The organism is Saccharothrix ecbatanensis (assembly GCF_014205015.1).
Lineage (GTDB): Bacteria > Actinomycetota > Actinomycetes > Mycobacteriales > Pseudonocardiaceae > Actinosynnema > Actinosynnema ecbatanense.
Genome location: NZ_JACHMO010000001.1, coordinates 7,109,085 through 7,135,811, shown reverse-complemented (window position 1 = coordinate 7,135,811; position 26,727 = coordinate 7,109,085). Strand labels below are relative to the sequence as shown.

The window sequence follows — 26,727 nt, the reverse complement described above, 5'->3', positions numbered from 1 at the left end:
CGTGGACTCGTTCAACAACCTCCTCGAAGGATTCGCGACCGCCCTGACGCCGACGCACCTCGCGCTGGCCGCGTTGGGCGTGCTGCTGGGCACGGCGATCGGCGTGCTGCCGGGCATCGGTCCGGCCATGGCGGTGGCGTTGCTGCTGCCCGTCACCTACGGCCTGGAGCCGACCGGGGCGTTCATCATGTTCGCCGGCATCTACTACGGCGGCATGTTCGGCGGCTCGACCACGTCGATCCTGCTCAACACGCCGGGTGAGAGCGCGGCGGTGGTCGCGGCGATCGACGGCAATCCGATGGCACGCCAGGGTCGCGGTGCGCAAGCGCTCGCGGCGGCGGCCATCGGGCACTTCATCGGCGGGATCATCGGCACGACGCTGCTCGTGCTGCTCGCGCCGACGGTGGCGAAGCTCGCCGTGGACATCGGCGCGCCGGACTTCTTCGCGATCATGGTGTTGGCGTTCATCGCGGTCACGTCCGTGCTCGGCGCGTCCAGGGTGCGCGGGTTCGCGTCGCTGCTGATCGGCCTCACCATCGGCCTGGTCGGGCTGGACGAGATGACCGGCCAGCAGCGGCTCACGTTCGGCTCGCTGCACTTGGCCGACGGCATCGACGTGGTGGTGGTCGCGGTGGCGCTGTTCGCCGTCGGCGAGTCCCTGTGGGTGGCCGCCCACCTGCGGCGCAAGCCCGGCTCGGCGATCCCGGTCGGCCGCGCGTTCCTGGGTCGGGCGGACCTCAAGCGGGCGTGGAAGCCGTGGCTGCGCGGTCCGCTGATCGGGTTCCCGTTCGGCGCGGTGCCGGCCGGCGGCGCGGAGATCCCGACGTTCCTGTCGTACGTGGCGGAGAAGCGGCTGTCCAAGAACCACCGGGACGAGTTCGGCAAGGGCGCGATCGAGGGCGTCGCCGGTCCGGAGGCGACGGCCAGCGCGTCCGCGGCGGGCACGCTGGTGTCGATGCTGACGCTCGGCCTGCCGACGACGGCGGTGGCCGCGGTGATGCTGGCGGCGTTCCAGCAGTACGGCATCCAGCCCGGACCACTGCTGTTCGAACGGGAGTCCGCGCTGGTCTGGGGCCTGATCGCGTCCCTGTTCATCGGCCTGTGCCTGCTGCTGGTGCTGAACCTGCCGTTGGCGCCGGTGTGGGCGAAGCTGCTGCGCATCCCGCGGCCGTACCTGTACGCGGGGATCCTGTTCTTCGCCAGTGTCGGCGCGTACGCGGTGAAGGCGGACGTGTTCGACCTGCTGGTGATGTTCGTGATCGGGGTGCTGGGCTTCGTGATGCGCCGGTACGGCCTGCCCGTGCTGCCCGCGATCATCGCCGTCATCCTCGGGCCGGCCGCCGAGCAGCAGATGCGCCGGGCGTTGCAGCTGTCGGACGGCTCGCTGACCGGTCTGGTCAACACCCCGTTCTCGCTGGTCGTCTACGCGATCGTGGTGGTCCTGCTCGCCTGGCCGCTGATCAGCCGCCTGTTCCGCAAGCCCGCACCGCCCACCGAACCGCCCGTGCAGGTGGAACGGCCGAAGGTGGACGCTTAGTCGGTGTTTCGGACTTCCGAAACACCGCCTAGTCCGTCGGGGCGAGCAGTCCGTCGAGCAGGGTGTCCAGGCCGGTTTTGATCGCCGCGGACCCGATGTCGCGGTGGGCGACCAGGTTCGCTGCCAGCGGGGCCAGCAGGGCATCCGCGGTGAACGCGGCGTCCACGTCCGGTCGGGCCCGCGCGATCAGCAAGGCCAGGTGGTGGTGGTGCGCGTCGTACGCGCCGCCGAAGCGGGCGAACGGTCCGGCGGTCTCGGCCATCAGGAGCAGGTCGAGCTGGGCGAGCGTGCGGTCCACCAACGCGTGCAGGAACGCCCTGATCCGCTCGGCGGGAGGCGCGCCGGGGCCGACGGGCGGCGGACCGGTCAGGAACGCGGCCTGGAACTCGCGTTCCGAGGCGTCGATCAACGCGTGGGCCAGGCCGGAACGGTCGCCGAAGCGGCGGTAGAGGGTGCCGACGCCCACCCCGGACGCGGCGGCGACCTCGGCCATGGCGAGGCCTTCGATGCCGCGTTCGGCCACGATGTCGGCGGCGGCGGCCAGGATCTTCGCCCGGTTCTTGGCGGCGTCGGCCCGCTCGCGCGTCACGCCGGCAGCTTAACGACCTCGACAACCGGAATGGGTTCCGCTTAAGCTGAAGCGGAACCAGTTCCGGTTAACGGGGGATGCGATGGGACAGCTGGCAGGAAAGTCCGCGCTGGTCACGGGCGGCAGCCGGGGAATCGGGGCGGCGATCGCCAAGCGGTTGGCGCGTGAGGGCGCGAACGTGGCGATCACGTACGCGAGGTCCGGCGACCGTGCCCGTGCGGTGGTCGAGGAGATGACGGCCCTGGGCGTGCGGGCGCTCGCGGTGGAAGCCGAAGCGACCGATGTCGCCGCCCTCCGCGCCGCCGTCGACCGTGCCGCGACCGCGTTCGGCGGGGTGGACATCCTGGTCAACAACGCGGGCATCGCCCCTTACGGGCCGTTCGAGGACGTCACCGTCGAGGACGTCGACCGGATCCTGGCGATCCACGCCCGCGCGGCGTTCGTGCTGGTCCAGGCGGTCGTGCCGCACATGACGGCGGGCGGTCGGATCGTCGGCATCGGCAGCAGCCTGGTCGAACGGGTGCCGGACCCGGGCTGGGCCCTCTACGCGATGAGCAAGTCGGCGCTGATCGGGCTGACCAAGGGCCTGGCCCGCGACCTCGGCCCGCGCGGCATCACGGTCAACCTGGTCCACCCCGGCTCGACCGACACGGAGATGAACCCGGCCGACGGCCCGGACGCCGACGGGGAGCGCCGCCACACCGCGCTCGGCCGGTACTGCGACCCGGAGGACGTGGCCGCGGCGGTGGCGTACCTGGTCGGTGACGGCGGGCGCAACGTCACCGGTGCGGCGCTCGTCGTGGACGCGGGCGCGGTGGCGTAGCCATGGCCTGGTTGCTGCTGCTCGGCGCGGCGTTGCTGGAGGTCGTGTGGGCCACGGCGCTCGGCCGGTCGGACGGGTTCACGCGTCCTTGGCCGACGGCGGTGGGGATCGCGGCGGCGGTGACGAGTTTTGTGATGCTCGCGATCGCCATGCGCGACCTGCCCGTCGGCACGGCCTACGCGGTGTGGGTCGGGCTCGGCGCCGTCGGCGTGGTCCTGGTGGGCATCTCCGCAGGTGAGAGCGCGTCACCGCTGCGGCTGGCGTGCCTGGCGTTGATCGTCCTCGGGGTGGTCGGGCTCAAGCTGGCCTGACCGGCGGGGCGGTGGTGGCGCGGACGACCAGGGACGGGTGGAGCAGGTGGCGCACGGGCTCGTCGCGCTCACCCCGCACGCGTTGCAGCAGGGCTTCGGCGGCGAGGCGGCCGAACTCGTTGCGCGGCTGGTCGATCGTGGTCAGGGAGACGTGCCGCAACGCGGCCAGCGAGGTGTTGTCGTAGCCCACCACCGAGACGTCCTGCGGAACGCGGAAACCGGCCTCCTCCAAGGCGGAGATCGCGCCGATCGCGTTGAAGTCGTTGCACGAGATGATCGCGGTGGGCATGTCGCCCAGCAGTCCCTGCACCGCACGCGCCCCCGCCGCGTCGGTGTACTCGCTGCCCACCACGCGCGGCGGGAGGCCGTGGGACGCCATCGCGGTGAGGTAGCCGCGTCGGCGTGGTGCGGCCTGCGTGCCCTCGCCACCATCGAGGTGCGCGATCCGCTTGTGCCCCAACGACACCAGGTGGTCCACCGCCAGTCCGATGCCGCGCTCGCCGTCGTCGTTGACGGTGTCCACAGTGGACAACCGGGACGACCGCGCCACCAGCACCACCGGCGTCTGGTCCGCCGCCTGCCCGATGTCCGCCGCCGGCACCACCGGTGACAGCAGGACCAACCCCGCCGGCCGGAACGACAGCAGGCTCCGCAACGCCCGCCGTTCCCGCGTCGGACTGCGCCCGCCGGTGTTGATGATCAGCTCGAAGCCCTGCTCGTTCGCCACCGCGTCGAGCCCGTCCACGACCTCCGCGAAGAACGCGTTGTGCAGGTCGGACACCATCACGCCGAGCACGTGCGACGTGCGGCTGGCCAACGACCGCGCCATGGCGTGCGGCGAGTACCCCAGCTCCTCGGCCGCCTTCAGCACCGCTGCCCGTCGCTGATCGCTCACTTTCGGTGATCCTCGCATCACCAGCGACACCAACGCGCGGGACACCCCGGCGCGCGCCGCGACGTCCTCCATCGTCGGTCTGACCACCGTCCCTCCCCTCCTGCGACCGCCGCCGGACGTCACGAGCGGGAAACGCACCCTTGACACCCGTGTGACGGACGCTACAGCCTTAGAGCGCTCCAACAAATAGAGCGCTCTAACGTGAGACCGCCTCTACCAGGACGGAGACCAGCGGGATGCGCATCGGAGTTGCCGGAGTCGGTCGGATCGGCACCATGCACGCCACCAACCTGGCCACCCTCGACGAGGTCGACGAAGTGCTGCTGTTCGACCCCGTGCCCGGCCGCGCGGCACAGGCGTCCGCCGCGCTGCCCGGCACCAGGAGCGTGGACGACCTCGACGCGCTGCTCACCGCCAGTGACGGAATCCTGCTGGCCACGCCCACCACCACGCACCCCGCGTTGCTGCGCGAAGCCATCGCAGCGGGCGTGCCGACGCTGTGCGAGAAGCCCATCGCCAGTCATGAGGGCGAGATGCGGGCGTTGGTGGACGACGTGGAGGCGTCCGGTGTGGAGGTCCTGGTCGGCTTCCAGCGCCGGTTCGACCCCGCGGTGTCCGAACTCCACCGGCGCATCCGGGCCGGCGACGTCGGTGACGTCTACCTGGTGCGGGCGCTCGGCAACGACGCCCAGCCGCCCGACTTCTCCTACCTGCCGCACTCCGGCGGCATCTTCCGCGACCTGCTGATCCACGACCTGGACGCGGTGCCGTGGCTGGTCGGGGAACCGGTGGTGGAGGTGTACGCGTCGGGATCGGTGCTGGTGGACCAGGCGTTCGCCGAGGCCGACGACGTCGACAACGCCGTGGTGCTGCTGAAGTTCGCGGGCGGCGCGCACGCCGTGTTGGCCGGCGGTCGGCACGACCCCCTCGGCTACGACCACCGCATCGAGGTGATGGGCAGCCGTGATTCGCTGACCGTCGGCCTCGACCCGCGCACGCCGTTGACGTCGTTGGAGCCCGACGGGCCGAAGGTCGCGGCCGACGCGTACCCCGGCTTCCCGGAACGCTTCCACCGCGCCTACCTGAACGAGATGGCCGTGTTCACGCAGGTGGTGGCGGGCAGGGTGGCGAACCCGTCGCCCGCGCGGGAGAGTTTGATCAGCCTCCGGCTCGCCGAGGCGTGCGAGCAGTCCCGGCGTTCCGGCGCCCCGGTTCGAGTGACCACGGAGGTCGTCGCGTGAAGATCGCCGGAGCGCCCATCTCGTGGGGTGTCTGCGAAGTGCCCGGCTGGGGTCGCGTGCTCGAACCCGCGACCGTGCTGGCGGAAATGGCGTCACTCGGGTTGCGGGCTACCGAACTCGGTCCGCCCGACTACCTGCCGGCCGAACCGCAGGCGTTGAAGGCCGTGTTGGACGAGCACGGCCTGTCGTTGGTCGGCGGATTCCTGGCCGTCCCGCTGCACACCGGCGCGCAGTCCACAGTGGACGAAGCCGACCGCGTCGCCGCACTCCTCGCCGCGGCCGGAGCGGAAGTGCTGGTGCTGGCCGCCGCCACCGGCCTCGACGGCTACGACGAACGCCCGGCGCTCACCGACGACGAGTGGCGCACCCTGATCGACACCGCCGCCGCCATCCGCGACAACGCCGCACGCCACGGCCTGCGCACCGTGCTGCACCCGCACGTGGGCACGCACGTCGAACGCACCGCCGAAGTCGAGCGGTTCCTCGCCGACTCCGACCTGCCGCTCTGCCTGGACACCGGCCACCTCCTCATCGGCGGCACGGACCCGGTCGACCTGGCCCGCCGCTTCCCCGAGCGGATCGGGCACGTGCACCTCAAGGACGTGCGGGCGGACATCGCGGTCACCGTGCGTGCCGGGGACATCGGTTACATGGCCGCCGTCCAGCAGCGGATGTACGTGCCGCTCGGGGACGGAGACGTGGACGTGGCAGCCCTGGTGGCGTTCCTCGCGGACGCCGGCTACACCGGCTGGTACGTCCTCGAACAGGACACCGCGCTCGGTGACGACAGCCCGCTCGACACCCCCGTGCGGGACACCGGGCGCAGCCTCGCGCACCTCACCCAGATCACCACCGCCTGATCATTCCCAGCGAGGAGAGACGATGACGTCCACTCGAAAGGGCCTGCGCACCGGCCCCGTTCGACTCGGCCTTGCGCTGTCCGGACTCGTGCTGCTGGCCGCGTGCAGCGGTCCCGGCGGGGACACGAGCGCCAACACCGGCACCGCCGCCGCCCAGGCGCCGACCGGCGACCTGCGCGTCGCCGTGATCACCCACGGCAGCGCGGGCGACGCGTTCTGGAACGTGGTGAAGAACGGCGCCACCGACGCGGGCAAGCAGCTCGGCGTCACGGTCGACTACAACTCCGACGGCGACCCCGGCCGGCAGTCCACCCTGATCGACAACGCCGCGTCGCAGAAGGTCGGCGGCATCGTCGTGTCGATGGCCAACCCGGACGCGCTGAAGACCTCGATCGAGAACGCGGTCAAGGCCGGCATCCCGGTCATCACCATCAACTCCGGGTCGGACAAGAGCTCGTCGTTCGGCGCGCTCGCGCACGTCGGGCAGGAGGAGAGCGTCGCCGGCGAGGAAGCGGGCCGCAAGCTCAAGGAAGCCGGCAAGACCAAGCTGCTGTGCGTGATCCACGAGGCCGGGAACGTCGGCCTCAACCAGCGCTGCGACGGCGCGCGCACCGGGTTCGGCGGCGCCGTCAGCAACCTCCAGGTCGACATCAACAACCCGACCGACGTGGAGTCGCGGATCAAGGGCGCGTTGCAGACCGACCCGTCCGTCGACGCCGTGCTCGCGCTGAACCCGCAGGTCGCGGTGTCGTCGGTGAGCGCGGTCAAGGGCGCGTCGTCCAAGGCGGCGGTGGCCACGTTCGACCTGAACGCGGACGTCACCGCCGCGATCAAGTCCGGTGACGTGCTGTTCGCCGTGGACCAGCAGCAGTACGAGCAGGGCTACCTGCCGATCGTGATGCTCAAGCTCTACCGCGACAACGCCAACACCGTCGGCGGCGGCAAGCCGGTGCTCACCGGGCCGGGCTTCGTCGACAAGTCCAATGTGGACAAGGTGGCCGAGTACGCCGAGCGCGGCACCCGCTGAGGATGACGCCCGTGACTTCGGCTCCACCGGCGGACGAGCGAGTCGGCTCGCCGAGGCTGCTCGACCGGCTGGTCCTGCGGCCCGAGATCGGCGCGCTGCTCGGCGCGTTGCTGGTCTTCGTGTTCTTCTCGACGGTGACCGAGCAGTTCCTCAGCACCGGCGGGGTGGCGACGTGGCTGGACGACGCGTCCACGCTCGGCATCATGGCGGTCGCGGTGGCGCTGCTCATGATCGGCGGCGAGTTCGACCTGTCCGCCGGTGTGATGACCGCGTCCAGCGCGTTGGTCACCGCGATCCTCGCGACCAAGCTCGGCTGGAACGTGTGGCTCGCGCTGCTCGTGTCACTGGTGTTCGCGCTGGCGGTCGGTGCGCTGAACGGGTGGCTGGTGATGCGCACCGGGCTGCCCAGCTTCATCGTGACGCTGGGGACGTTCCTGGCGTTGCAGGGCCTGAACCTCGGCATCACCCGCCTGGTGACCGGAACCGTCCAGGTATCCGGTATGCGATCTGCAGAAGGCTATTCGTCGGCCGGGTACCTGTTCGCGTCGACGTTCACCATCGGCGGCACGTCGTTCTACGTGTCGATTGTATGGTGGATCCTGTTCACGGTGATCGCGGCGACCGTCCTGGTGCGCACGCGGTTCGGGAACTGGATCTTCGCGGTCGGCGGGTCGGCGCTGTCGTCACGGGCCGTCGGCGTGCCGGTCGTGCGCACCAAGATCCTGCTGTTCATGACCACGGCGGGCGCGGCATGGCTGGTCGGGTCGATCAACATCCTGCGGTTCACCAGCGTGCAGGCGAACCAGGGCATCGGGCTGGAGTTCCAGTTCATCATCGCCGCGGTGATCGGCGGGTGCCTGCTGACCGGCGGGTTCGGCTCGGCGGTCGGGGCCGCGATCGGCGCGTTGATCTTCGGCATGGCCCGGCAGGGGATCGTCTACGCGAACTGGAACTCGGACTGGTTCCAGCTGTTCCTCGGCGTGATGCTGCTGGCCGCCGTGCTGGTCAACAACGCCCTGCGTCGGCGGGCGGAGAGGGTGCGGCGATGAGTTCCGCGAAAGGACAAGCGCTCCTCGAAGTGCGCGGGATCGGCAAGACGTACGGCAGCGTGATCGCGTTGAAGGACGTCTCGACCGTCGTCAACGCCGGCGAGGTGACGTGCGTGCTCGGCGACAACGGCGCGGGCAAGTCCACGCTGATCAAGGTGTTGGCCGGGGTGCACCAGCACGACGCCGGCGAGTTCCTGGTAGACGGCTCGCCGGTGCGGTTCTCGTCGCCGCGCGAAGCCCTCGACCGGGGCATCGCCACGGTGTACCAGGACCTGGCCGTCGTGCCGCTGATGAGCGTGTGGCGGAACTTCTTCCTCGGGTCGGAGCCGACCGTCGGGTTCGGGCCGTTCCGGTTCATCGACCGGCGGCGGGGGCGGTCGGTGACGCGGACGGCGTTGGCCGAGATGGGCATCGACCTGCGGGACGTGGAGCAGCCGGTCGGCACGTTGTCCGGTGGGGAGCGGCAGTGCGTGGCGATCGCGCGGGCCGTGCACTTCGGCGCGAAGGTGCTGATCCTGGACGAGCCGACGGCGGCGCTCGGGGTGAAGCAGGCCGGAGTGGTGCTGAAGTACGTGGCGCAGGCTCGGGACCGTGGGCTGGGGGTCGTGCTGATCACCCACAACCCGCACCACGCCTACCCCGTCGGTGACCGGTTCCTGCTGCTGAAGCGGGGGCGTGCGCTGGGGACGTACGAGAAGTCGCAGATCAGCCTGGAGGAGTTGACCAGGCAGATGGCCGGTGGGGCGGAGCTGGAGGCCCTGGCCCACGAGCTTCGCGGCGTCGAGGGTGTCGGCGAATGACCGCCGACAGCCCGACCGCCGAGGTCCTGCCCGCCGAGGTCCCGAGCGCCGAGATCCCGAGCGCCGAGGTCCCGAGCGCCGGCAGCCCGACCGTCGAGATCCTGACCGTCGGCAGGGTCGGGGTCGACCTGTACCCGGAGCAGAGCGGCGTGCCGTTGGCGGAAGTCCGGACGTTCGCCAAGTCGTTGGGCGGCACCGCGACGAACGTGGCCGTCGCTGCCGCGCGGCTGGGCCGGTCGTCGGCGGTGCTGACCAAGGTCGGCCCGGACGGCTTCGGCCCGTACGTCCGCTCCGCGCTGGAGTCCTTCGGCGTCTCGTCATCGTTCGTGGGAACCGCCCCTGACCTCCAGACCCCGGTCGTCTTCTGCGCCTTGGACCCGCCCGAGGACCCACCACTCCTCTTCTACCGCGCGCCCCTGGCCCCGGACCTCTCCCTCACCCCGGCCGACGTGCCGTGGGACGTGGTCGAGTCCGTCCCCCTGCTGTGGGTGACCGGAACGGGTGTATCGGCATCACCCGCCCGTGAAACCCAACGGCAGCTCCTGGAACACCGGGCCCGCCGTCCCCACACCGTCCTGGACCTCGACTACCGGCCGATGTTCTGGCCGGACGTGCCGACCGCCCGCCGTGAGATCGGCTGGATGCTCGACCACGTCACGGTGGCGGTGGGCAACCGCTCCGAGGTCGAGGTGGCCGTCGGCACGTCCGACCCCGACGAAGCCGCTGCCCGCCTGCTGGCGAGAGGCGTGGAGCTCGCGGTGGTGAAGAAGGGCGCGGAAGGCGTCCTGTTCGCCACCGCGGAGGAGTCGTGGACCATCCCGCCGCACCCGGTGGACGTCGTGTGCGGCTTGGGCGCCGGTGACGCGTTCGGCGGCGCCCTGGCCCACGGTCTGCTGTCGGCGTGGGACCCGGTCCGGATCGCCCGCTACGCCAACGTCGCCGGCGCCCTGGTGGCGGGCCGCCTGGCCTGCGCGGACGCCATGCCGACCCCGAGCGAGATCGAGGCCCACCTGTGAAAACCGTTGGCGGTGCGCCGTGATCACCGACGAACAGTGGCGGCAGCTGCTGGACACCAGGGCGACCAACCCGGCCGCCGTCCACCGGGCCTACCAAGCCCGCCGCCGCCGCCAACGGCTGCTGTCGGACCAGGGCACGCTGTTCCTGGTCGCGGCCGACCACCCCGCGCGCGGTGCGCTGGGCGTGGGCGCCGATCCGCTCGCGATGGCCGACCGCCGCTCCCTGCTGGACCGACTGCTGACCGCGCTGGCGAACCCGGCGGTGGACGGGGTGCTCGGGACGCCGGACGTGATCGAGGAGTTGCTGCTCCTCCACGGCCTGCACGACAAGGTCGTCATCGGCTCCATGAACCGCGGCGGCCTGGCCGGTGCGGACTGGGAGATCGACGACCGGTTCACCGCCTACGACCCCACCGCCATCGCGGGCAAGGGCTTGGACGGCGGCAAGATGCTGCTGCGGATGGTCGACGCCGACGCCGGCACCGTGCCCACGCTGGAGAGCTGCGCCGCGGCGGTGTCGGCGCTGGCGGAACGCGGGCTGATGGCGATGGTCGAGCCCTTGCCGTACGCGCGGAACGCGGTGGGAAGCCTGGTGTTGCAGAAGGACGCCGTCGCGTTGGCACGGGCGGCGAGTGTCGCGGCCGGTCTGGGGTCGACGTCGGCGTACACGTGGCTCAAGTTGCCCGCGTCGGCCGACGAGGTGTTGGACGCGACGACGTTGCCCGCGCTCGTGCTCGGCGGTGTGCCGTCGGCGCGGCCGGAGGACGACCTGGCGTCGTGGGGACGGTCGCTCCGTCACCCGACCGTGCGCGGGTTGGTCGTGGGGCGGGCCTTGCTGTACCCGCCGGACGGTGATGTCGCCGCTGCGGTCGAGGCGGCTGCGCAGGTGTTGCGCACGGCGCGGGAGTCAGTGGACGGGACCCGCGAGACGCGCGAGCGGGCCGGTGCAAAAGCCCGTGCGGGAGAAGCCCATGCATGAGAAGGGGAGTGGGCGGATGAGTCTGCATCGGCCGTTGGGCACCTTGTCGGACGGTGAGAACGCCGTCGAGCTCAGCCCCGACACCGTCAAGCTCACGCCCGACACCTCCGGGTGGCAACGCGCCGGGCTGCGGGTGCTGTTGTTGCACCCTGGCGGGGTGGCCGAGTTCGACACCGGCGACTGCGAGGCGTTCGTCCTGCCCCTCTCCGGCGGGTGTGTGGTGGAGGTGGACGGGGAGCGGTTCGACGTTCGTGGACGGGATTCTGTATTCAGTCGCGTTACGGATTTTGTATACATTCCACGGGATGCACGAATCCGATTGTCTACAAAAGACGGCGTGGAGGTCGCGCTGCCGATGGCCCGCTGCGAGCGCAGGCTCACGCCGAAGTACGGGCCGGCCGAGGACGTCCCGGTCGAGGTGAGGGGCGCGGGCAACGCCACCCGCCAGGTCACCAACTTCGGCGTCCCCGGCGTCTGGGACCACGCCGACCGCCTCATGGCCTGCGAGCTGATCACCCCGGACGGCAACTGGTCGTCCTACCCGCCGCACAAGCACGACCACACCTGCGACGTCGCCAACGAGGAGATCTACTACTTCCGCATCGCCGGCCGCGACAAGATCACCCCATCGCGTGAAGGGTTCGGCTTCCACCGCACCTACACCGACGACGGCGACATCGACGAGGACGTCACCGTCCGCGACGGCGACGTCTTCCTGATCCCCCGCGGCTACCACGGCCCCTGCGTCGCCGCCCCCGGTTACCCCATGTACTACCTGAACGTGCTCGCCGGCCCGGCCGACCAACGATCCATGGCGTTCTGCGACGACCCCGCGCACACCTGGATCCGGGACACCTGGCCGAAGCAGCGACTCGACCCCCGCTGTCCAGTCACCACCGCGGAAGGACGGGTGGAATGAGGCTCACCACCGCGCAAGCCCTGGTCCGCTGGCTGCTCGCGCAACGCACCGAACTACCCGACGGCGCCGAAGGCCCGCTCTTCCCCGGCGTCTTCGCGATCTTCGGCCACGGCAACGTCCTCGGTCTCGGGAACGCCCTGGAAGAAGTGCGCGACCGACTCCCGGTCTGGCGCGGCCAGAACGAACAGGGCATGGCACTGGCCGCGGTCGGCATCGGCAAGGCCACCCACCGCCGCCAGGTCGGCGTCGCCACCTCGTCCATCGGCCCCGGCGCGCTCAACATGGTCACCGCCGCCGGCGTCGCCCACGCCAACCGCCTCCCGCTGCTCCTCCTCCCCGGCGACACGTTCACCAGCCGCGCGCCGGACCCGGTCCTGCAACAGGTGGAGCACTTCGGCGACCCGACGACCACCGTCAACGACTCGTTCCGCGCGGTCAGCCGGTACTTCGACCGGATCACCCGACCGGAGCAGCTGCTCAACACCCTGCCGCACGCCGCACGCGTCCTCACCGACCCGGCCGACTGCGGACCGGTGGTCCTCGCGCTGCCCCAGGACGTCCAGGCCGAGTCGTTCGACTTCCCGGAGAGCCTCTTCGCGACCGTCGTCCACCGCCCGACCCGCCCCCGCCCGGACACCCGCGCCCTCACCCAAGCGGCCGAAACCGTCCGCGCGGCCCGCAAGCCGCTGCTGATCCTGGGCGGCGGCGTGCGCTACTCCCGTGCCGCCGGCCGCGCGATCCGCTTCGCCGAGCAGCACGCGATCCCGATCGCCGAAACGACCGCCGGCCGCACCCTCGTCCCGCACGACCACCCGCTGCACGCCGGCCCGCTCGGCATCACCGGCTCGACCTCCGCGAACGCCCTGGCCGCCGAGGCCGACGTCGTGCTCGCCGTCGGCACCCGCCTCCAGGACTTCACCACCGCCTCCTGGACGGTGTTCGCACCGGATGTCCGGATCGTCTCGCTCAACGCCGCCCGGTACGACGCCGTGAAGCACGGCGCCCTGTCCGTGGTCGCCGACGCCGACGAAGGCCTGCGCGAGCTGACCGACGAACTGGGCGACTGGCAAGCCGACCGGACCTGGGCCGCACGAGCCGTGGAGGAACGGGCGAAGTGGGACGCACACGTCGACGGCCTGCGCGCACCCACCGACATGCCGACGTACGCGCAGGTAGTGGGCGTGGTGAACGAGCTGTCCACGCCGGAGGACTACGTGATGACGGCCTCCGGCGGCCTGCCCGGCGAGCTGATCGGCGGCTGGCGCGCGGTCGGCGAGGCGACCATGGACGTCGAGTACGGCTTCTCCTGCATGGGCTACGAACTGGCCGGCGCGTGGGGCGCGGCGATCGCCCGACCGGACGGCGTGGTCACCACGCTCCTCGGCGACGGCTCGTACCTCATGCTCAACTCGGAGCTGTTCTCGGCGGCGTTCGCCGGGCACGGTTTCGTGGCCGTGGTGTGCGACAACGACGGCTACGCGGTGATCCACCGCCTCCAGACCGGCCAGGGCGGCGCGGGGTTCAACAACCTCTACGACGACGTGCGGACCGCTCACGCCCGACCGCCGCGCACCGATTTCGCCGCGCACGCCGCCTCGATGGGCTGTGCGACGTTCCCGGTGGACGACCTCGAAGGCCTCCGTGACGCCTACGGCAAAGCCCGCGAGGTGGCGAAGACCGAACACCGCCCGGCCGTGATCGTGATTCGCACTCACCCGGACGCGTGGACGGAAGCCGGCGCGTGGTGGGAAATCGGCGTCCCGGAAGTCGCGCACCGACCGCAAATCACCGCCGCGCACGACGACGTGGCCACCGGCAAGGTCAAGCAAATCCGCTATCTCTGAACGCCCTGAATCCGACCCGGGGCAGGTCAGGGCACCGCTGAAGTTACGTCCGGAACGCCGAAACCCCTCCGGCCGACCGGGGGCAGGTCAGGGGACCGCTGACGTCACGTCCGGAACGCCGAAATCCCCGGCCGTCCGCGGCAGGTCGGGGCTGACCTCGGCCAACACCGCGCGCAGCGGGCCGGCGGCCTCGGGGTGTTCCCCGAGCATGGCGTGGATCGAGCCGCGCCACTCGGTGGCGAACTCGGACCGCGCGAGGTCCAGCCGCACCCGCGGCACCGCGACGAGCCTCCGCCGCGCCTCGTCCAACCGCGCGCTGACCAGGTCGGACAGTCCGGGCGCGACGACCGCCGCCACCCGTGCCCGCAGATCGGGCCACTGCTCGGTGTCCACGGCGGTGACGAGCGCGCCCGCGGCCGCCCCGGCGAGCAGTCTCAGCGGTTCCTCGCGCACCTTCACGCCCTCTCGTCCGTGCCCCAACCCGGTCGTCTGGCGCCCCAACCCCGGTCGTCCGTGCCCCAACCCGGCCGCACCCGCGCGAATTCCGCAGAATTGCGGTTTCGCGTCAGAACCCGGCGAATTTGCGCAGTCCGTCGAGGTCCGGCACCAGCACGTCACGCCTCAGGTGGCTGACCACGACCCCCGCTTTTCGCAGATCCGCGAACGCCTTCTCGGCCGTTCTGGGCTTCATCCCGGCAATGGACGCGAGTTCCACCTTCGTCAACGGAATTCCCAGCGTCCACCCGTGCGGCTCTTCCCGCCCGTAGGTCTGCACCAATTCGGCCAGCACCCGCGCCACCCGCTCGGCGGCCGGGTGGGACAGGAAATCGCGCCGACGCTGGTTCGCCCAGCGCAACCGGTCGTTGATCATCCCGATCAATTCGACGAACACGTCGTTGCGCCGGTGCAGGAACGTCATCAGCTCACCGCTGGTGATCAGTTTCGCCACGACGTCACCACACGTGACGACGGTGGCCGAACGGGGTTTCTGGTCCAGGGCCGCCATTTCGCCGACGAGATCGCCCGCGACCCTGATCGCGAGCAGCGCCGTGTCACCCGTTTCGTCCGTGGTCTGCACCTTGACCACGCCCTCGAGCAACAACAGGACATGAGTGTCCTTCGCATCCTGCTCGATGACCTCGCGGTCGGCCGTGTACCGCACGACCGTGCCGATGTTCAACAGCTCTTGTCGGGTGTTGTCTCGGAGTCGGCCCAGGAGGCTGTTGCTGGGCCACCCTGGATCCGGTGTCATCGTGGTCGGCATGGGCAGCATGTGGATCCTGTTACTGTCGTGACCGGCGGGACTTCGAATGGGCCGACCTGCGTCGGGCGCAAGTGGATGGTCTCCCCGAACGTGGTGCGGACAGTACACCCGAATGGGCGTAACTGGTGGCCTCTTCTCCGGTGTTTTGGTCACCGACCTCTCGGCGAAGATCACGTGCGAATGCACGCGCAATACCGAATCGAATGGAATTCCGCAGCTCCTGTCGGGTGGGACGGACACCACACCGGGAACAAGGCGTCGGATCAAGGGCTTGGAACCGGGTGACGGGCCGATGGCCCCGTCCCGGTACCGGACCGTTCCGAGGAGCTTCACGTGAGCCTGCTGTTCACCCCGTTGACCCTCCGCGGCGTCACCCTGCCGAACCGCGTCGCGGTCAGCCCCATGTGCCAGTACTCGTCCGTGGACGGCCACCCGAACGAGTGGCATCTCGTGCACCTCGGCTCGCGCGCGGCCGGTGGCGCGGGACTGGTCTTCACGGAGGCCGCCGCGGTCCAGGCCGTCGGCCGCATCTCGCCCGACGACGCCGGCCTGTGGGACGACGCGCACATCGCGTCGTGGCGGCCGATCGTGGACTTCATCCACGCCCACGGCGCCGTCGCCGGTGTGCAGCTCGCGCACGCCGGCCGCAAGGGCTCGACCTACTCGCCGTTCGCGGAGCAGCGGGGTGGGGTCGCGGACGCCGACGGCGGCTGGACGCCCGTCGCGCCGAGTGCCGTGCCGTTCGACGAGACCTACCGGACGCCCGCCGAACTGGACGCCGCCGGCATCGCGGAGGTCGTCGCCGATTTCGCCGCGGCGGCCCGGCGCGCGCTGGCGGCCGGCTTCCGGGTGGTCGAGGTGCACGCCGCGCACGGCTACCTCCTGCACGAGTTCCTGTCGCCGCTCAGCAACCACCGCACCGACGCGTACGGCGGCTCGGCGGAGAACCGCACCAGGCTGACGCGGGAGGTCACCGCCGCCGTCCGGGCCGAGGTGGGCGAGGACGTGCCGGTGTTCGTGCGCGTGTCCGCCACCGACTGGGTCGAGGGCGGGTGGACCGCGGAGGACAGCGTCGAGCTCGCACGCGACCTCGCGGCCCTGGGCGCCGACCTGATCGACGTGTCCACCGGCGGCAACGTGCCCGCGGCGGACATCCCGACCGGACCCGGCTACCAGGTGCCGTTCGCCGAGGCGGTACGACGGAAGGCCGACGTGCCCACCGGGGCAGTCGGCATGATCACCGACGCCCGGCAGGCTGAGCAGGTCCTCGCCGATGGCTCGGCCGACCTGGTGTTGCTCGGGCGGGAGTTCCTGCGCGACCCGTACTGGCCCTTGCACGCGGCAAGGCAGCTGGGGGTGCAGGTCGACCCGCCCGTGCAGTACGCCAGGGCGTTCTAGGGCCCGCTGCAAAGGTTGGGCTGCCGGCAAGAGCACCGGCAGCCCAACCTCAGCAGCGGGTAGTGGATACGTCAGCGACGGTAGTCGTCGTATTCATCGTCCGACGGTTCGTCGAAGCGTTCATCGCTTCGGCGACCTGCGGCGGACTCGCCGCTGGACAGCTCGCGTTGCAAGGCGTCGACGTCGATGTTGTGAGAGCTGTATTTGAGCTCCCGCGCCACCTTGGTCTGCTTGGCCTTCGCTCGGCCGCGCCCCATGGCTCGACCCCCTCGCACAGGGACGGGGGCGGCCGGGGGAACGGCGGCCCCACTCGTCTCGACAACTAGTTCCTGGTAACTACCGTACCGTGTCGAAGGGGTTCCCCGCGACGCGGTAGGCGTGACACGTACCGCCAAATCCCGCCATGGGAGGATGCGCGGGTGCCTCGACCGTTCGTCGCCTACCTCAGGGTGTACGAACCGCTGTCGGCTCTTGACGCACCGTTGGCAGATCAGGTGCGAAAAGCCCTGGAAAACGGGGCGTTGAGCCGTGCGGACGTCGGTGAGCGCGAACGGGAGCTGTGGTTGCGATCACAGTTGGCCCGGCCGCGTCGCCTCCTGCCCGGTGAGCGGTCGGACGGACGCGTCTCCCCTGACGCGCCGTTCGACGTGATGACCATCAGTCCAGCCGAGGTACCGGGCGAAGTCGGCCCCGGCCCCCTGGTCTGCCCCCTCGACCTCCGAGCCCGATCGGCCGCCGCGCTGGTCGGTTTCCTCGCCACGTCCACCGGACCGCTCCAGGACGAAGCCGTGGCGGTCGAGCCCGAGGAGATCCGGGCGCGGGCGTCTTCGGTGATGGCCGAGCTGACCGGCGGGGCGGTGCACGTCATCTCCACCACCTGGACGGTGCCGCTGCCCTGGTTCGCCCTGGTCGAGCCGGCCTCGCGGCGGGTCGTGCTGGCGCCGAAGGACGACCCGGAGCGTCAGGTGTCGTGGCGGGTGTCCATGGCGGACGCCCTCGAACGGGTGGCGCGGGCGCACGGCGTGGTGTCCCGGTCCCTGGGTGAGGGAGGCCCCGCCAAGGTCCTCGCGGACACCAAGCGCTGGCTCGACCACTTCTCGTCCGACTCGGCGGTGGAGCTCGACTACGGCGGCCTGGTCCAGCTGATCGACGACAAGGACCTGCTGGAGGACAGCTCGGCGACGGACGTGAACGCGATCGTCGATGCGCTGGAGGCCGGTGACGCCGAGGAGGTCGCCCTCCGCTACGAGCGGCTACGGGAGTTCTGGGGCGAGCTGGCGAGCCGGGAACGGCACGGTTAGCAGCACGCGGGCGGCCACCGCCGCCGCGGCGGCCATCAGCAGGGCGGCGGGCCAGCCGATGGTCACCGCGACCCAGCCGGCGAGCGGAGGCGTCACGGTGGCGCTCAGGTAGTTGGCGGTATTTTGCATACCAAGTGCGATCCCACCGGGCGGCGCCAGCTCACCGGCGGCGGTGATCGCGACCCCGTTCCAGCTCAGCGCCAGGGCGGCGGTCGGCACGAGGACGGTCGCCAGCAGCCACACCGGCGCCTGGTCGAGGGCCGCGCACAGCACGAACCCGACCGCGACCAGCACGCTCAGCACCTTCAGCGGCTGGACCCGGGTGGCCGACCGGTCCGACCACACCCCGACCACCAGCCGACCCGCGCCGCCCGCGACCTGGGCGGCGGCGAACAACCCGGCCGCCAGCCCCACGGCGACGCCCCGGTGGTCGTGCAGGAGTTCCACCATCAGCGCGGCGGCGGTGAACTGCGGCACGACCAGCAGCCCGCTGGCCGTGCTGAGTCGGATCAGGGCCGGGTCCTTGAGCACGATCCCGTGCCGACCCCGGCCGGATCGCACCGCCCACGGCGGCTCCCGGACCAACAGGGCCACGGCGACCGCGACGAACCCGGTGAAACCCGCCAGCGCGAGGAACGCCACCGGCACCCCGGCCTGGAGGGCGATCACCGGCAGCACCGCGGCGGCCAGAGCCGCGCCGAGCGGGGTGGCGGTCTGCCGCAGGCCCATGGCGAACCCCCGGCGTTCGGCGGGGAACCAGGTCAGCACCGCACGGCCGCTGGCCGCGTTCACGCTCGCACCGAACATCCCGACGCCGACCAGCGCCAGGCCGGCCACCACAGGACCGTCGAAAGCCGCCAACGCGAGGCAGAGGGCGGCGCCGAACCCGCCGATGGCCATGACCAGCCGCTCACCGCGCCGGTCGGCCGCCGCGCCCCAGAGCACGAGGGTCAGCATCGTGCCCAGGTTGACCGCGCCGAGCAGCAGCCCGACCTGCGGCAGGGACAGCCCGAAGTGCGCCCGCAGCTGCGGGGTGATCGCCGGCAGGCCCAGGAACACCGCGGCGTTGGTGCCCTGCGCGACCGCGCCGACCGCGAGCACCACCCACCGGTACCTCGGCGCGGCGGATCGTCGTAGTGCCATCACCGGCCACGTTAGGCGGCCGGTTCAGAATCTGGGACTGTGATCTTACTGCTTGGAACGACCGGGGTTGGTCGGCCAACCGCGTTCCGCGGCCAGCAGCTCGTCCACCGAGGCGCTGCCGTTCTGGTACCGACCGGCGATCTCGGCGTTCAGGCAGTCGACGACGGCCTGCACCTCGCGCCGCCGTGACGACACCGAGGCCTCCTCGCCGATGAACACGCGCAGCGCCAGGTCCAGCTTGTCGTCCGAGAGCGCGCTCACGTCCGACAGGTCGACGTCCGACACCAGCGCCTCGACGTGCCGCCGGTGCGCTTCCGCCCGGGACGGCTCCTGCGTCTGGTACCGGCCGAGACCGGTGGCCGGCCCGACCGCGTTCGACGCCAGGATGGTCGCGAGCTGATCGACCACCGCGGAACCGCCCGACGTCCGCCGCTCCTGCTCGGCCCGCACGATGTCGATCCGCGCGTGCAGCAGTCTCCGGAGGTACGACAGGTCGGTCTCCTCCTGCGCCGCCTCGTCGCGCAACGCGCGCACCTCGGCGAGCGGAAGCCGCTCGACCCCCTCCGCGTAGTCGGGGGCGAGCACCCGGTCGATACGGCGGCGCCCGCCGGGGCGCACCTCGATCACGTACTCATCCTGCGGTAGTTCGTGTCCACCCGCCAACACAAACCTGCTTCCAAAGTTGTCTCAAACCTGTACCGGACTGCGCACGCCGAGCAGCGCACGTGCGTCCGCGGGCGACAGCGGCGGACGCTGGGCGATCTTCGCCAACCCGGCGGCGCGGGCGACCAGTTGCGCGTTGTCCCGCACCGGCTGGCCTTTCGCGTACGAAATGGTGTCCTCCATGCCCACCCGCAGGTGACCGCCCGCGGCCAGCGCGGTCAGCATCACCGGCAGCGTGGTCCGCCCGATCCCCGTCGCCGAGAACGACGCGCCCTCCGGCAGCAGCCGCAACGCCGCCACCAGCGTCTCCGCGTCACCCGGCATGCCGCCCGGCACGCCCATCACCAGGTCGACGTGCACCTTGCCGCCCGCCGGCAGCCCGTGCTGGTCCAGCAGCCGCCGAAGGGACGCCAGCTGGCCGATGTCGAAGATCTCGTACTCGGGGACGATCCCCCGCTCCTGCATTCCCTTGTGCAACGCGACCACGAACTCCCAGCGGTTCAGGAAGACGTCGTCGCCGAAGTTCACCGTGCCCATGGTGCAGGACGCCGAGTCGGGCAGGGCGTCGAGCACCCGCAGCCGGTCCGCCTCGGGGTCGGTCACCGCGCCGCCGGTGGACAGCTGCACGATCAGGTTCGTGCGCTCCCTCAGCGCCGCGACCGTCTCCTTGAGCAGCCCCAGGTCCAGCGACGGCTTGGTGTCCGCGCCGCGGATGTGCACGTGGATCATGGTGGCGCCGACCTGCTCGCACGCCTCGGCCGTGCCGACCAGTTCCGCCACCGTGACCGGCAGCTGGGGGACGTCGGCCTTCGCGTGCTCGGCCCCGGTGGGGGCGACGGTCAGCAGCGTGCCGTGGGATCCGGGTCGGGACATGCCGTGATCCTGACACACAACCCGCCCGGTCCACCGCCTCGGCGACACCCGTTCGGCACGGAACCGCAGGCAGGCGAAGTCGCCGGTTTTCCGGACCGGATCAGCGGCCCAGGTTGCGGGCCGCCTCACGGCCCAGGCCCGGGGTGTCCGGCGGCACCGAGTCCGGGTCGACGGACGCCTGCACGCGGCGGTCCTCGGCGCCGACCAGCAGTTCCGTATCCGGTGTGATCGACCGCTTGACCAGCGCCAACACGATCGTGCCCAGCTCGTGGTGCAGCGCCACGCTGCCGACCCGGCCGACCACGCGGTCGCCGGCCAGCACCGGGTCGCCGGTCTCCGGCTGCACTTCCATGGAGCCGTCCAGGTGCAGGAGCAGCATCCGGCGCGGCGGGCGGCCGACGTTGTGCACCTTGCTGACGGTCTCCTGGCCCCGGTAGCAGCCCTTGTCGAGGTGCACGGCGTCGCCGATCCAGTTCACCTCGTGCGGGATGGTCTTCTCGTCCGTGTCGACGCCCAGCCGCGGGTGCAGGGACTCGACCCGCAACGCCTCGAACGCCCAGCTCCCGGCCGGGCGCGCGCCCGCGTCGGTGAGCTTCTGCCACCAGTCGGCGATGTCCGGCCGCGGGACCACCAGGTCGACCGCGTCCTGGCCGGGCCACGTCATGCGCCGGGCGAAGCCGCCTTCCAGCGCGACGACGCCGTGCGGGCCGTCCGGGAGGGGGAGGGCAAGTTTGTTGAACAATCCGGCGATCTCCGGGCCGACCACGGTCAGCACGGCCAGCTCGGCCGTCGCGTCCCGCGGCTCGACCTTCGACCAGAACACCATCTTGCCCAGGTACGACTGGAGTTCGGCGACCTGCTCCCGCTCCATGTCGAGGTAGACGACACCGCCGACGTTCGCCACCACGACGTGGTGCTGGACCCGGCCCTGGACGTCCAGGATCAGCGCCTCGGTGCCCTCGTCCTCGCCCAGCGCGGTGAAGTGCTGGCTGGTCAGCGAGTGCAGCCACGGCAGCCGGTCGTCACCCGGCACCGCGACGACGGCCCGGTTCGACCGGTCGAACACCGCGACCGACCGCGCGGCCGAGCGCTGTTCGGCGAACGGGTCGCCGAAGTGCCACGGCACGCCCTGGTCGGGGACGCCCTCGAACGGGGCTACCGCACCCGGAGCGGTCAACAGCGGTGAATTCACTCGGACTCCTTCGACGCACTCTGGGTCAGGCACTCGCGGCACGTGCCGGACAGCGCGAGGTGGCTCGCATCAAGTTCGAACCCGTACTCCGCCCGGAGTGTTCCCCCCAGCGGGGAGAGGAGTTCGCACGGCACCTCGTCCATCCGCCCGCACCGGTGGCACACGAGGTGCACGTGCTCGTGCTCGTCGACCGAGTAGTTCGGCGCGCCGTGCCCGAGGTGCGTGTGCCGGACCAGGCCGAGCCGCTCCAGCAGGTCGAGGTTGCGGTAGACGGTGGTGATGTTGACCGTGGGCGCGGTGACCTGCACTCGCTGGCAGATCTGCTCCGGTGTGGCGTGGCCCAGTTCGCGCACCGCGTCCAGCACGAGCTGGCGCTGCGGTGTCATCCGCATACCGCGGTCGTGCAGCGTCTTGCGCAGGGCTTTCGGGGCGCTGGCGGTGTCCACGAATTCGATGGTAGGCCGTGAGTAGTCTCACGGTATGCGCGTGCTCGCACTACTGGACGGAACCCTGGCCGACCCCGACGCCCCGCTGATCCGGGTCGACGACTTCGGCCTCATGCGCGGCGACGGGGTCTTCGAGACGATCCTGGTTGTCGACGGCAAGCCCCGGGAACTCGGTCCGCACCTGGACCGACTGGCCCGCTCGGCGGCGATGCTCGACTTGCCCGAGCCCGACCGTGCCGCGTTCGAGCACGCCGTCGACCTCGTGCTGGCGAACTGGACGGGCGGCGCGGAGATCGCGTTGAAGCTCGTCTACACCCGCGGCGTCGAAGGCGGTGACGGCACACCCACCGGTTTCGCGCTGGCGATGGACATCTCGCCCAAGGTGATGGCGCAGCGGGCCGAGGGGATCGCGGCGGTCACCCTGGACCGGGGGATCGAGCCGGGCCTGATGGACCGCGCGCCGTGGCTGCTGCTGGGCGCCAAGTCGCTGTCGTACGCGATGAACATGGCGGCGATCCGTGAGGCGGAACGGCGTGGCGCGGCGGAGGTCGTGTTCACCACGTCGTCCGGGTCGGTGCTGGAAGGCCCGACGTCCACGCTGATCATGGCCCGCGGTCGCACCCTGACCACGCCGCCGGCCGAGCTTGGCATCCTGCCCGGCACGACGCAGGCCGCGCTGTTCCGGGCCGCCGGGCGCGAGGGCTGGACGGTCGAGGTGCGGCCGATCCCGGTGGAGGAGCTGTACTCCGCGGACGGCGTGTTCCTGGTGTCGAGCGTCCGCAAGATCACCCGAGTGCACACGTTGGACGGCAAGACGCTGCCCGACTCGGCCGAGCTGCACGCCGAGGTCGCCGACCTGTACGAGTCCGAGTACTAGGAGTTGGCGGCCCTGGGGTTGTCCAGGGCCGCCACCCCCGCTACTTCAGGCCGGCTACCCCGCTACTTCAGGCCCGCGTCCACGGCGTTGATCAGGGTGCCGGTGGCGGTGTCACCGGACATCTCCCAGATCATCGCGCCGAGCAGGCCGCGCTGCTTGAGCCACGCGGTCTTCTTCTGGATCGCCCAGACGTCGTCGAACGTCCACCACTGGCCGCCGTTGCCGGTGAAGCACGACGTCGCCACGGCCACCTCGTCGTGGTGGACGGCGCAGCCCGGCACGCTCGCCAGCAGGTTCGAGTAGCCGCGCGTGCCCGCCTCCTCGGCGAACTGGCCGGGCGCGGCGCCCGTCGCGGACTGCCACTCGCCGTTCTTCCCACCGGCCTGCACGCCCTGCCAGCCGCGGCCGTAGAACGCCAGCCCGATGGTGATCTTGCGCGGGTGCACGCCGACCGACGTGTACGCGTTCACCGCGTTCTCCACGCTGAAGTGGAACGGGTACGGGTCGTCCACGTCGGCGTACAGGTTGCCCTGGTGGCCGGTGCGGTTGGGCTCCCACGAGTTGTCGCTGCCCGCGCCGTGGAAGTCGTAGCCCTGCACGTTGAAGATGTCCAGGGACTTCGCCACCTGCGGGAGGTCCCAGCCGGCCTCGATCTTCGCCGGGTCGGCCGGGGTGAACGCGGTCAGGTCGTACCGTCGGCCGTGCTGCCCGCCGAGCTCGTCGAGCTGCCGGCGGAACTCGTCGATCAGGAGGGTGTTGTTCCGCTTGTCGTCCGGGCCGATGTGGTTGCCCGGGTGACCCTCCGCGCCCGGCCACTCCCAGTCGAGGTCGATGCCGTCGAAGATGCCCGCCGCCGTGCCGGGACCGCCCGCCGCGTTGTAGACGGGCAGGTTGCCCTTGATGTAGATGTCCAGGCAGGACTTGACGAACTTCTTGCGGGCCGCGTCGGTGGCGGCGACGTCGGAGAAGTACTTCGAGTAGGTCCAGCCGCCGAGCGAGATCAGGATTTTCAGGTGCGGGTGCTTGGCCTTGAGCTTGCGGAGCTGGTTGTAGTTGCCGCGCAACGGTTCCCAGCCCGTGTCGCCGACGCCGTCCACGGACTGCGCCGCGCTGAACGGCCTGCTGTAGTCGGCTTCCGCGTCACCCGCGCCGTCGCCCTGGTTGGGGTCTTGGGGGTTGGGTGAGGTGCCCTTGGTGACGCCGTGCAGGCAGGTCAGGTTGGTCGGGTCGATGTTGCCGAACGCGTAGTTGAGGTGGGTGAGCTTGGCCGCGGTGCCGTTGGTGTCCAGGTTCTTGACGAAGAACTGGCGGCCGTAGATGCCCCACTGGACGAAGTAGCCGACCCGGGCGTAGCCGTTGACGATGTCCGAAGTGGACACTGTGACGGCGTTGCTCGGGGTCGACGTGTTGTCGTACAGGTCGCGGGCCCGGACGGTGAACGTGTACGCGGTGGACGGCGAGAGGCCGTCGACCTTTGCCGTCGTGCCGAGGACGGTGGTCTTCACGGTGTTGCCCAGTTGGACGTCGTAGTTGGCCACGCCGCGGTTGTCGGTGGACGCGTCCCAGCTCAACGTGATGCTGCCGGCGTCCTTCGCGGTGCTGCGCAGGTTCGTCGGCGCGGTCGGGGGCTGGGTGTCGTCGGCCGGGTTGTTGGTGGTCACGGTCAGCACATTGGATGCAGTCGACCGTGTGCCTTTGGTGTCCTTGGCCTTGACCGTAAAACTGTATGCAGTATTCGGGATGAGGTCGGCGACGGTGGCGCTCGTGGAGGTGACCGTGGTGGCGAGGGTGGCGCCGTTGTATACCTCATACACCGCGATCGGGAGGGAGCCTGGAGCGGAGGCGGTCCAGGCGAGCGAGACGGTCTTGGTGGTCTTCACCGGCGAGTGCAGGTTGCCCGGCGGGGTGGGCGGCGTGTCCGGCGTGCCGTCGCAGTTGACGTTGTTGATCCGGCAGGTGACCGGCTCGGCCGCGCTGCTGAGCGTGAACGTCGGGCTGTACGGCTCGGTGGAACGGCGTGCGCCCACGCTCCGGTTGTAGTGCACCGGGTTGAGCGTGACGGCGTTGCCGGTCTGGCTGACCGTGGCGTGCTGCGCGCCGCCCGCCGTGACGCCGGCCGGCAGGGTGAACGTGATCGACCAGTCCGTCAGCACCGCGTCGGTGTTGTTGTTGACCACGAACTTGCCGGCCGACCCGGTGACGCTGAAGTCGGCCGTGACCGGCGCGGGCGGTGGTGGCGGTGGGCCGCTGCCGTCGCAGCTCGCGCCGTTGATCGTGCAGGTGGTCGGGTCGACGGCCTGGCTGAGGGTGAACGTCGGGCTGTACGGCTCGGTGTCGCGGCCCGGCTGGATGGTGCCGATGTAGTAGGCGGGCGTCAGGGTCACCCGCGTGCCGGTCTGCGTGGTGGTGGCGTGCTGGGCGCCGCTGACCGTGACGCCGGTGGGCAGGTCGAACTTGATCGACCAGCCGGAGATGGCGGTGGTCGTCGGGTTGGCCACCACGAACTTGGCCGTGGCGCCCGTTCTGCTGAAGGTGGCGGTCAGGCCGGTGGCGGCGGTGGCCGGTGCGGACAGTGCGGCGGTGGCCAGGAGTAGGGCCACGAGCACGGTGATCGTTCGGCGCATCAGGGTGTGCCTCTCGCTGACAGGGACAGTCGAGAACCACGGCGGCCTGTGCTTGGTCGAGCTTTCTGGCGCTTCCGAACGTAAGACGTGCGGCGGGCGTTGACAATGGGTCTAGACCAATTGCGTCCGTTCGGCCCTGTGGTCCGCGGTCAGCCTTGGGGTGCGAAGCGGAGCGGTGTGCCCGGCGCGGCCTGTCCGAGCAGCGGGAGGGCGTGCTGGGGGACGACGCCGATCACCGGGTAACCGCCGGTCGTCGGGTGGTCGGCGAGGAAGACGACGGGGTGGCCGTCGGCCGGGACCTGCACCGAGCCGGTGATCAGGCCTTCGCTCGGCAGCTCTTGACCGACGCGGTCCGTGACCCGGTCCACGGTCGTGCCGGTGAGGCGGATGCCGACCCGGTTGCTGCGGTCGGACACCGTCCAGCGGCCGGCGCGTAGTTGACGTGCCGGGTCGTGGAACCAATCGTCACGGGGGCCGAGGAACACGGGTACGACCACCTCGTCCGGCACTTGGACCGGCACGAGGACGTCGACGCCCATGGGTACGCCGGTCGGGTCGCCGAGGGGTAGTTCGTCGTCGGGACGGAGCGGCGCCGGGCCGAGGCCGGAGAGCAGGTCGGTGGACCGGCTGCCCAGTTCGGCCGGGACGGTGATGCCGCCGGAGACCGCGACGTACGACCGGAGGCCGCCTCGGGGTGTGCCGAGGGTCAGCGTGTCGCCGGGGGCGAGGTGAAGCGGCGAGTCGCGCAGGACGCCGTTGACCGACGTGGGGGTCGCCGGGCCGGTGACGGCGATCGTGCAGGAGGCGTTGGCGCGCAAGGACAGTCCACCGAGGATGACTTCGAGGCCGGCGGCGTTCTCGGGGTTGCCGACCAGGCGGTTGGCGAGCGTGAACGACGGCTTGTCCAAGGCGCCGGAGGGCGGGACGCCGAGGTGCGCGTTACCCGGCCGGCCGAGGTCCTGGATCAGGGTCTGCGGTCCGGTTTTCAGCACGGTGAGGGTGCGCGAGCGTTGAATTCGGGGGTTCTGAACGTAGGACTCACGCGTTCTGAACGTA

27 protein-coding genes and 1 pseudogene are annotated in these 26,727 nt (G+C 71.0%); 16 read left to right on the top strand and 12 right to left on the bottom strand.

Annotated features, from left to right (window positions below; genetic code table 11):
* Position 1: 1 nt before the first annotated feature.
* Complete coding sequence (locus tag F4560_RS30880) at positions 2 to 1,537, top strand: tripartite tricarboxylate transporter permease (RefSeq protein WP_184926102.1); 1,536 nt, start codon at positions 2 to 4, stop codon at positions 1,535 to 1,537.
* A 28-nt stretch (positions 1,538 to 1,565) separates the two neighbouring features.
* Here F4560_RS30880 and F4560_RS30875 read toward each other — a convergent pair whose 3' ends face one another.
* Positions 1,566 to 2,126, bottom strand: a complete 561-nt coding sequence (locus tag F4560_RS30875; RefSeq protein ID WP_184926100.1) for a TetR/AcrR family transcriptional regulator — start codon at positions 2,124 to 2,126, stop codon at positions 1,566 to 1,568.
* A gap of 82 nt (positions 2,127 to 2,208) precedes the next feature.
* Here F4560_RS30875 and F4560_RS30870 point away from each other — a divergent pair, with 82 nt between their 5' ends.
* Together F4560_RS30870 and F4560_RS30865 are read left to right on the top strand one after the other, a co-directional pair.
* Entirely contained in the window at positions 2,209 to 2,949 is a 741-nt protein-coding gene (locus F4560_RS30870; RefSeq protein ID WP_184926098.1) for an SDR family NAD(P)-dependent oxidoreductase, read from the top strand.
* A 2-nt stretch (positions 2,950 to 2,951) separates the two neighbouring features.
* Positions 2,952 to 3,260, top strand: coding sequence for a DMT family transporter (locus F4560_RS30865; RefSeq protein WP_184926096.1), 309 nt, complete (start codon positions 2,952 to 2,954; stop codon positions 3,258 to 3,260).
* Here the strand turns inward: F4560_RS30865 and F4560_RS30860 are convergent.
* Entirely contained in the window at positions 3,247 to 4,242 is a 996-nt protein-coding gene (locus tag F4560_RS30860) for a LacI family DNA-binding transcriptional regulator (protein ID WP_184926094.1), read from the bottom strand. The two genes, F4560_RS30865 and F4560_RS30860, sit on opposite strands and share 14 nt — an antisense overlap.
* Before the next feature lie 137 nt (positions 4,243 to 4,379).
* Here F4560_RS30860 and F4560_RS45760 point away from each other — a divergent pair.
* From F4560_RS45760 to iolD, 10 genes and pseudogenes are all read left to right on the top strand, one after another.
* Positions 4,380 to 4,733, top strand: a pseudogene (locus F4560_RS45760) (Gfo/Idh/MocA family protein); the annotation flags it as partial.
* Positions 4,710 to 5,396, top strand: a complete 687-nt coding sequence (locus F4560_RS30855; protein WP_312869878.1) for a Gfo/Idh/MocA family protein — start codon at positions 4,710 to 4,712, stop codon at positions 5,394 to 5,396. The pseudogene F4560_RS45760 and the gene F4560_RS30855, both read left to right, overlap by 24 nt.
* Positions 5,393 to 6,256, top strand: coding sequence for a TIM barrel protein (locus F4560_RS30850; protein ID WP_446692416.1), 864 nt, complete (start codon positions 5,393 to 5,395; stop codon positions 6,254 to 6,256). The genes F4560_RS30855 and F4560_RS30850 overlap by 4 nt, the downstream gene beginning before the upstream one ends.
* Positions 6,257 to 6,278: 22 nt before the next feature.
* Positions 6,279 to 7,283 (top strand): sugar ABC transporter substrate-binding protein, encoded by a 1,005-nt coding sequence (locus F4560_RS30845; protein ID WP_184926090.1) that lies wholly within the window; start codon positions 6,279 to 6,281, stop codon positions 7,281 to 7,283.
* Positions 7,284 to 7,285: 2 nt separating this feature from the next.
* On the top strand, positions 7,286 to 8,332 hold the full coding sequence (locus F4560_RS30840) for an ABC transporter permease (RefSeq protein ID WP_184926088.1): 1,047 nt from the start codon (positions 7,286 to 7,288) through the stop codon (positions 8,330 to 8,332).
* Positions 8,329 to 9,132, top strand: coding sequence for an ATP-binding cassette domain-containing protein (locus F4560_RS30835; protein ID WP_184926086.1), 804 nt, complete (start codon positions 8,329 to 8,331; stop codon positions 9,130 to 9,132). The genes F4560_RS30840 and F4560_RS30835 overlap by 4 nt, the downstream gene beginning before the upstream one ends.
* Positions 9,129 to 10,148 carry a 5-dehydro-2-deoxygluconokinase gene (gene iolC / locus F4560_RS30830; RefSeq protein WP_184926084.1) on the top strand — a complete coding sequence of 340 codons (1,020 nt, stop codon included), beginning with the start codon at positions 9,129 to 9,131 and terminating at the stop codon, positions 10,146 to 10,148. Before F4560_RS30835 ends, iolC begins: the two co-directional genes overlap by 4 nt.
* 19 nt (positions 10,149 to 10,167) lie before the next feature.
* Positions 10,168 to 11,127 (top strand): Cgl0159 family (beta/alpha)8-fold protein, encoded by a 960-nt coding sequence (locus F4560_RS30825; RefSeq protein ID WP_312869579.1) that lies wholly within the window; start codon positions 10,168 to 10,170, stop codon positions 11,125 to 11,127.
* Between the two features lie 16 nt (positions 11,128 to 11,143).
* Positions 11,144 to 12,046, top strand: a complete 903-nt coding sequence (gene iolB / locus F4560_RS30820; protein WP_184926082.1) for a 5-deoxy-glucuronate isomerase — start codon at positions 11,144 to 11,146, stop codon at positions 12,044 to 12,046.
* Positions 12,043 to 13,890 carry a 3D-(3,5/4)-trihydroxycyclohexane-1,2-dione acylhydrolase (decyclizing) gene (gene iolD, locus F4560_RS30815; RefSeq protein ID WP_184926079.1) on the top strand — a complete coding sequence of 616 codons (1,848 nt, stop codon included), beginning with the start codon at positions 12,043 to 12,045 and terminating at the stop codon, positions 13,888 to 13,890. The genes iolB and iolD overlap by 4 nt, the downstream gene beginning before the upstream one ends.
* Positions 13,891 to 13,977: 87 nt before the next feature.
* Here iolD and F4560_RS30810 read toward each other — a convergent pair whose 3' ends face one another.
* Positions 13,978 to 14,349: a hypothetical protein gene (locus F4560_RS30810; RefSeq protein WP_184926078.1), complete on the bottom strand. Its 372-nt coding sequence runs from the start codon at positions 14,347 to 14,349 to the stop codon at positions 13,978 to 13,980.
* Positions 14,350 to 14,455: 106 nt separating this feature from the next.
* A complete protein-coding gene (locus tag F4560_RS30805; RefSeq protein ID WP_184926076.1) occupies positions 14,456 to 15,163 on the bottom strand; it encodes a Crp/Fnr family transcriptional regulator in 708 nt (235 codons plus the stop codon).
* Between the two features lie 324 nt (positions 15,164 to 15,487).
* Between F4560_RS30805 and F4560_RS30800 the strand changes: the two genes are divergently transcribed.
* The gene (locus tag F4560_RS30800; RefSeq protein WP_184926074.1) at positions 15,488 to 16,552 is read left to right on the top strand and encodes an NADH:flavin oxidoreductase/NADH oxidase; all 1,065 of its coding nucleotides are present in this window, start codon (positions 15,488 to 15,490) and stop codon (positions 16,550 to 16,552) included.
* A gap of 71 nt (positions 16,553 to 16,623) precedes the next feature.
* On the opposite strand, the gene F4560_RS30795 is transcribed toward F4560_RS30800, so the two are convergent.
* Positions 16,624 to 16,809, bottom strand: a complete 186-nt coding sequence (locus F4560_RS30795) for a DUF3073 domain-containing protein (protein ID WP_184926072.1) — start codon at positions 16,807 to 16,809, stop codon at positions 16,624 to 16,626.
* A 162-nt stretch (positions 16,810 to 16,971) separates the two neighbouring features.
* On the opposite strand from F4560_RS30795, the gene F4560_RS30790 reads away from it, so the two are divergent.
* A complete protein-coding gene (locus F4560_RS30790; RefSeq protein WP_184926070.1) occupies positions 16,972 to 17,853 on the top strand; it encodes a DUF8083 family protein in 882 nt (293 codons plus the stop codon).
* Here the strand turns inward: F4560_RS30790 and F4560_RS30785 are convergent.
* From F4560_RS30785 to F4560_RS30765, 5 genes are all read right to left on the bottom strand, one after another.
* Complete coding sequence (locus tag F4560_RS30785; protein ID WP_221483695.1) at positions 17,806 to 18,996, bottom strand: MFS transporter; 1,191 nt, start codon at positions 18,994 to 18,996, stop codon at positions 17,806 to 17,808. The two genes, F4560_RS30790 and F4560_RS30785, sit on opposite strands and share 48 nt — an antisense overlap.
* Positions 18,997 to 19,041: 45 nt before the next feature.
* Positions 19,042 to 19,623: an RsiG family protein gene (locus F4560_RS30780; protein ID WP_184926068.1), complete on the bottom strand. Its 582-nt coding sequence runs from the start codon at positions 19,621 to 19,623 to the stop codon at positions 19,042 to 19,044.
* A 60-nt stretch (positions 19,624 to 19,683) separates the two neighbouring features.
* Entirely contained in the window at positions 19,684 to 20,532 is an 849-nt protein-coding gene (locus F4560_RS30775) for a beta-keto acid cleavage family enzyme (protein ID WP_184926066.1), read from the bottom strand.
* A 100-nt stretch (positions 20,533 to 20,632) separates the two neighbouring features.
* On the bottom strand, positions 20,633 to 21,724 hold the full coding sequence (gene ygfZ, locus F4560_RS30770) for a CAF17-like 4Fe-4S cluster assembly/insertion protein YgfZ (RefSeq protein WP_184926064.1): 1,092 nt from the start codon (positions 21,722 to 21,724) through the stop codon (positions 20,633 to 20,635).
* Positions 21,721 to 22,170, bottom strand: coding sequence for a Fur family transcriptional regulator (locus tag F4560_RS30765; protein WP_446692415.1), 450 nt, complete (start codon positions 22,168 to 22,170; stop codon positions 21,721 to 21,723). Before F4560_RS30765 ends, ygfZ begins: the two co-directional genes overlap by 4 nt.
* A 34-nt stretch (positions 22,171 to 22,204) precedes the next feature.
* On the opposite strand from F4560_RS30765, the gene F4560_RS30760 reads away from it, so the two are divergent.
* Positions 22,205 to 23,047 carry an aminodeoxychorismate lyase gene (locus F4560_RS30760; RefSeq protein WP_184926062.1) on the top strand — a complete coding sequence of 281 codons (843 nt, stop codon included), beginning with the start codon at positions 22,205 to 22,207 and terminating at the stop codon, positions 23,045 to 23,047.
* A gap of 62 nt (positions 23,048 to 23,109) precedes the next feature.
* Here the strand turns inward: F4560_RS30760 and F4560_RS30755 are convergent, their stop codons facing one another.
* Together F4560_RS30755 and F4560_RS30750 are read right to left on the bottom strand one after the other, a co-directional pair.
* The gene (locus tag F4560_RS30755; RefSeq protein WP_184926060.1) at positions 23,110 to 25,671 is read right to left on the bottom strand and encodes a glycosyl hydrolase family 18 protein; all 2,562 of its coding nucleotides are present in this window, start codon (positions 25,669 to 25,671) and stop codon (positions 23,110 to 23,112) included.
* Positions 25,672 to 25,820: 149 nt separating this feature from the next.
* Complete coding sequence (locus F4560_RS30750; protein ID WP_312869576.1) at positions 25,821 to 26,663, bottom strand: 5-oxoprolinase subunit C family protein; 843 nt, start codon at positions 26,661 to 26,663, stop codon at positions 25,821 to 25,823.
* Positions 26,664 to 26,727: the final 64 nt, after the last annotated feature.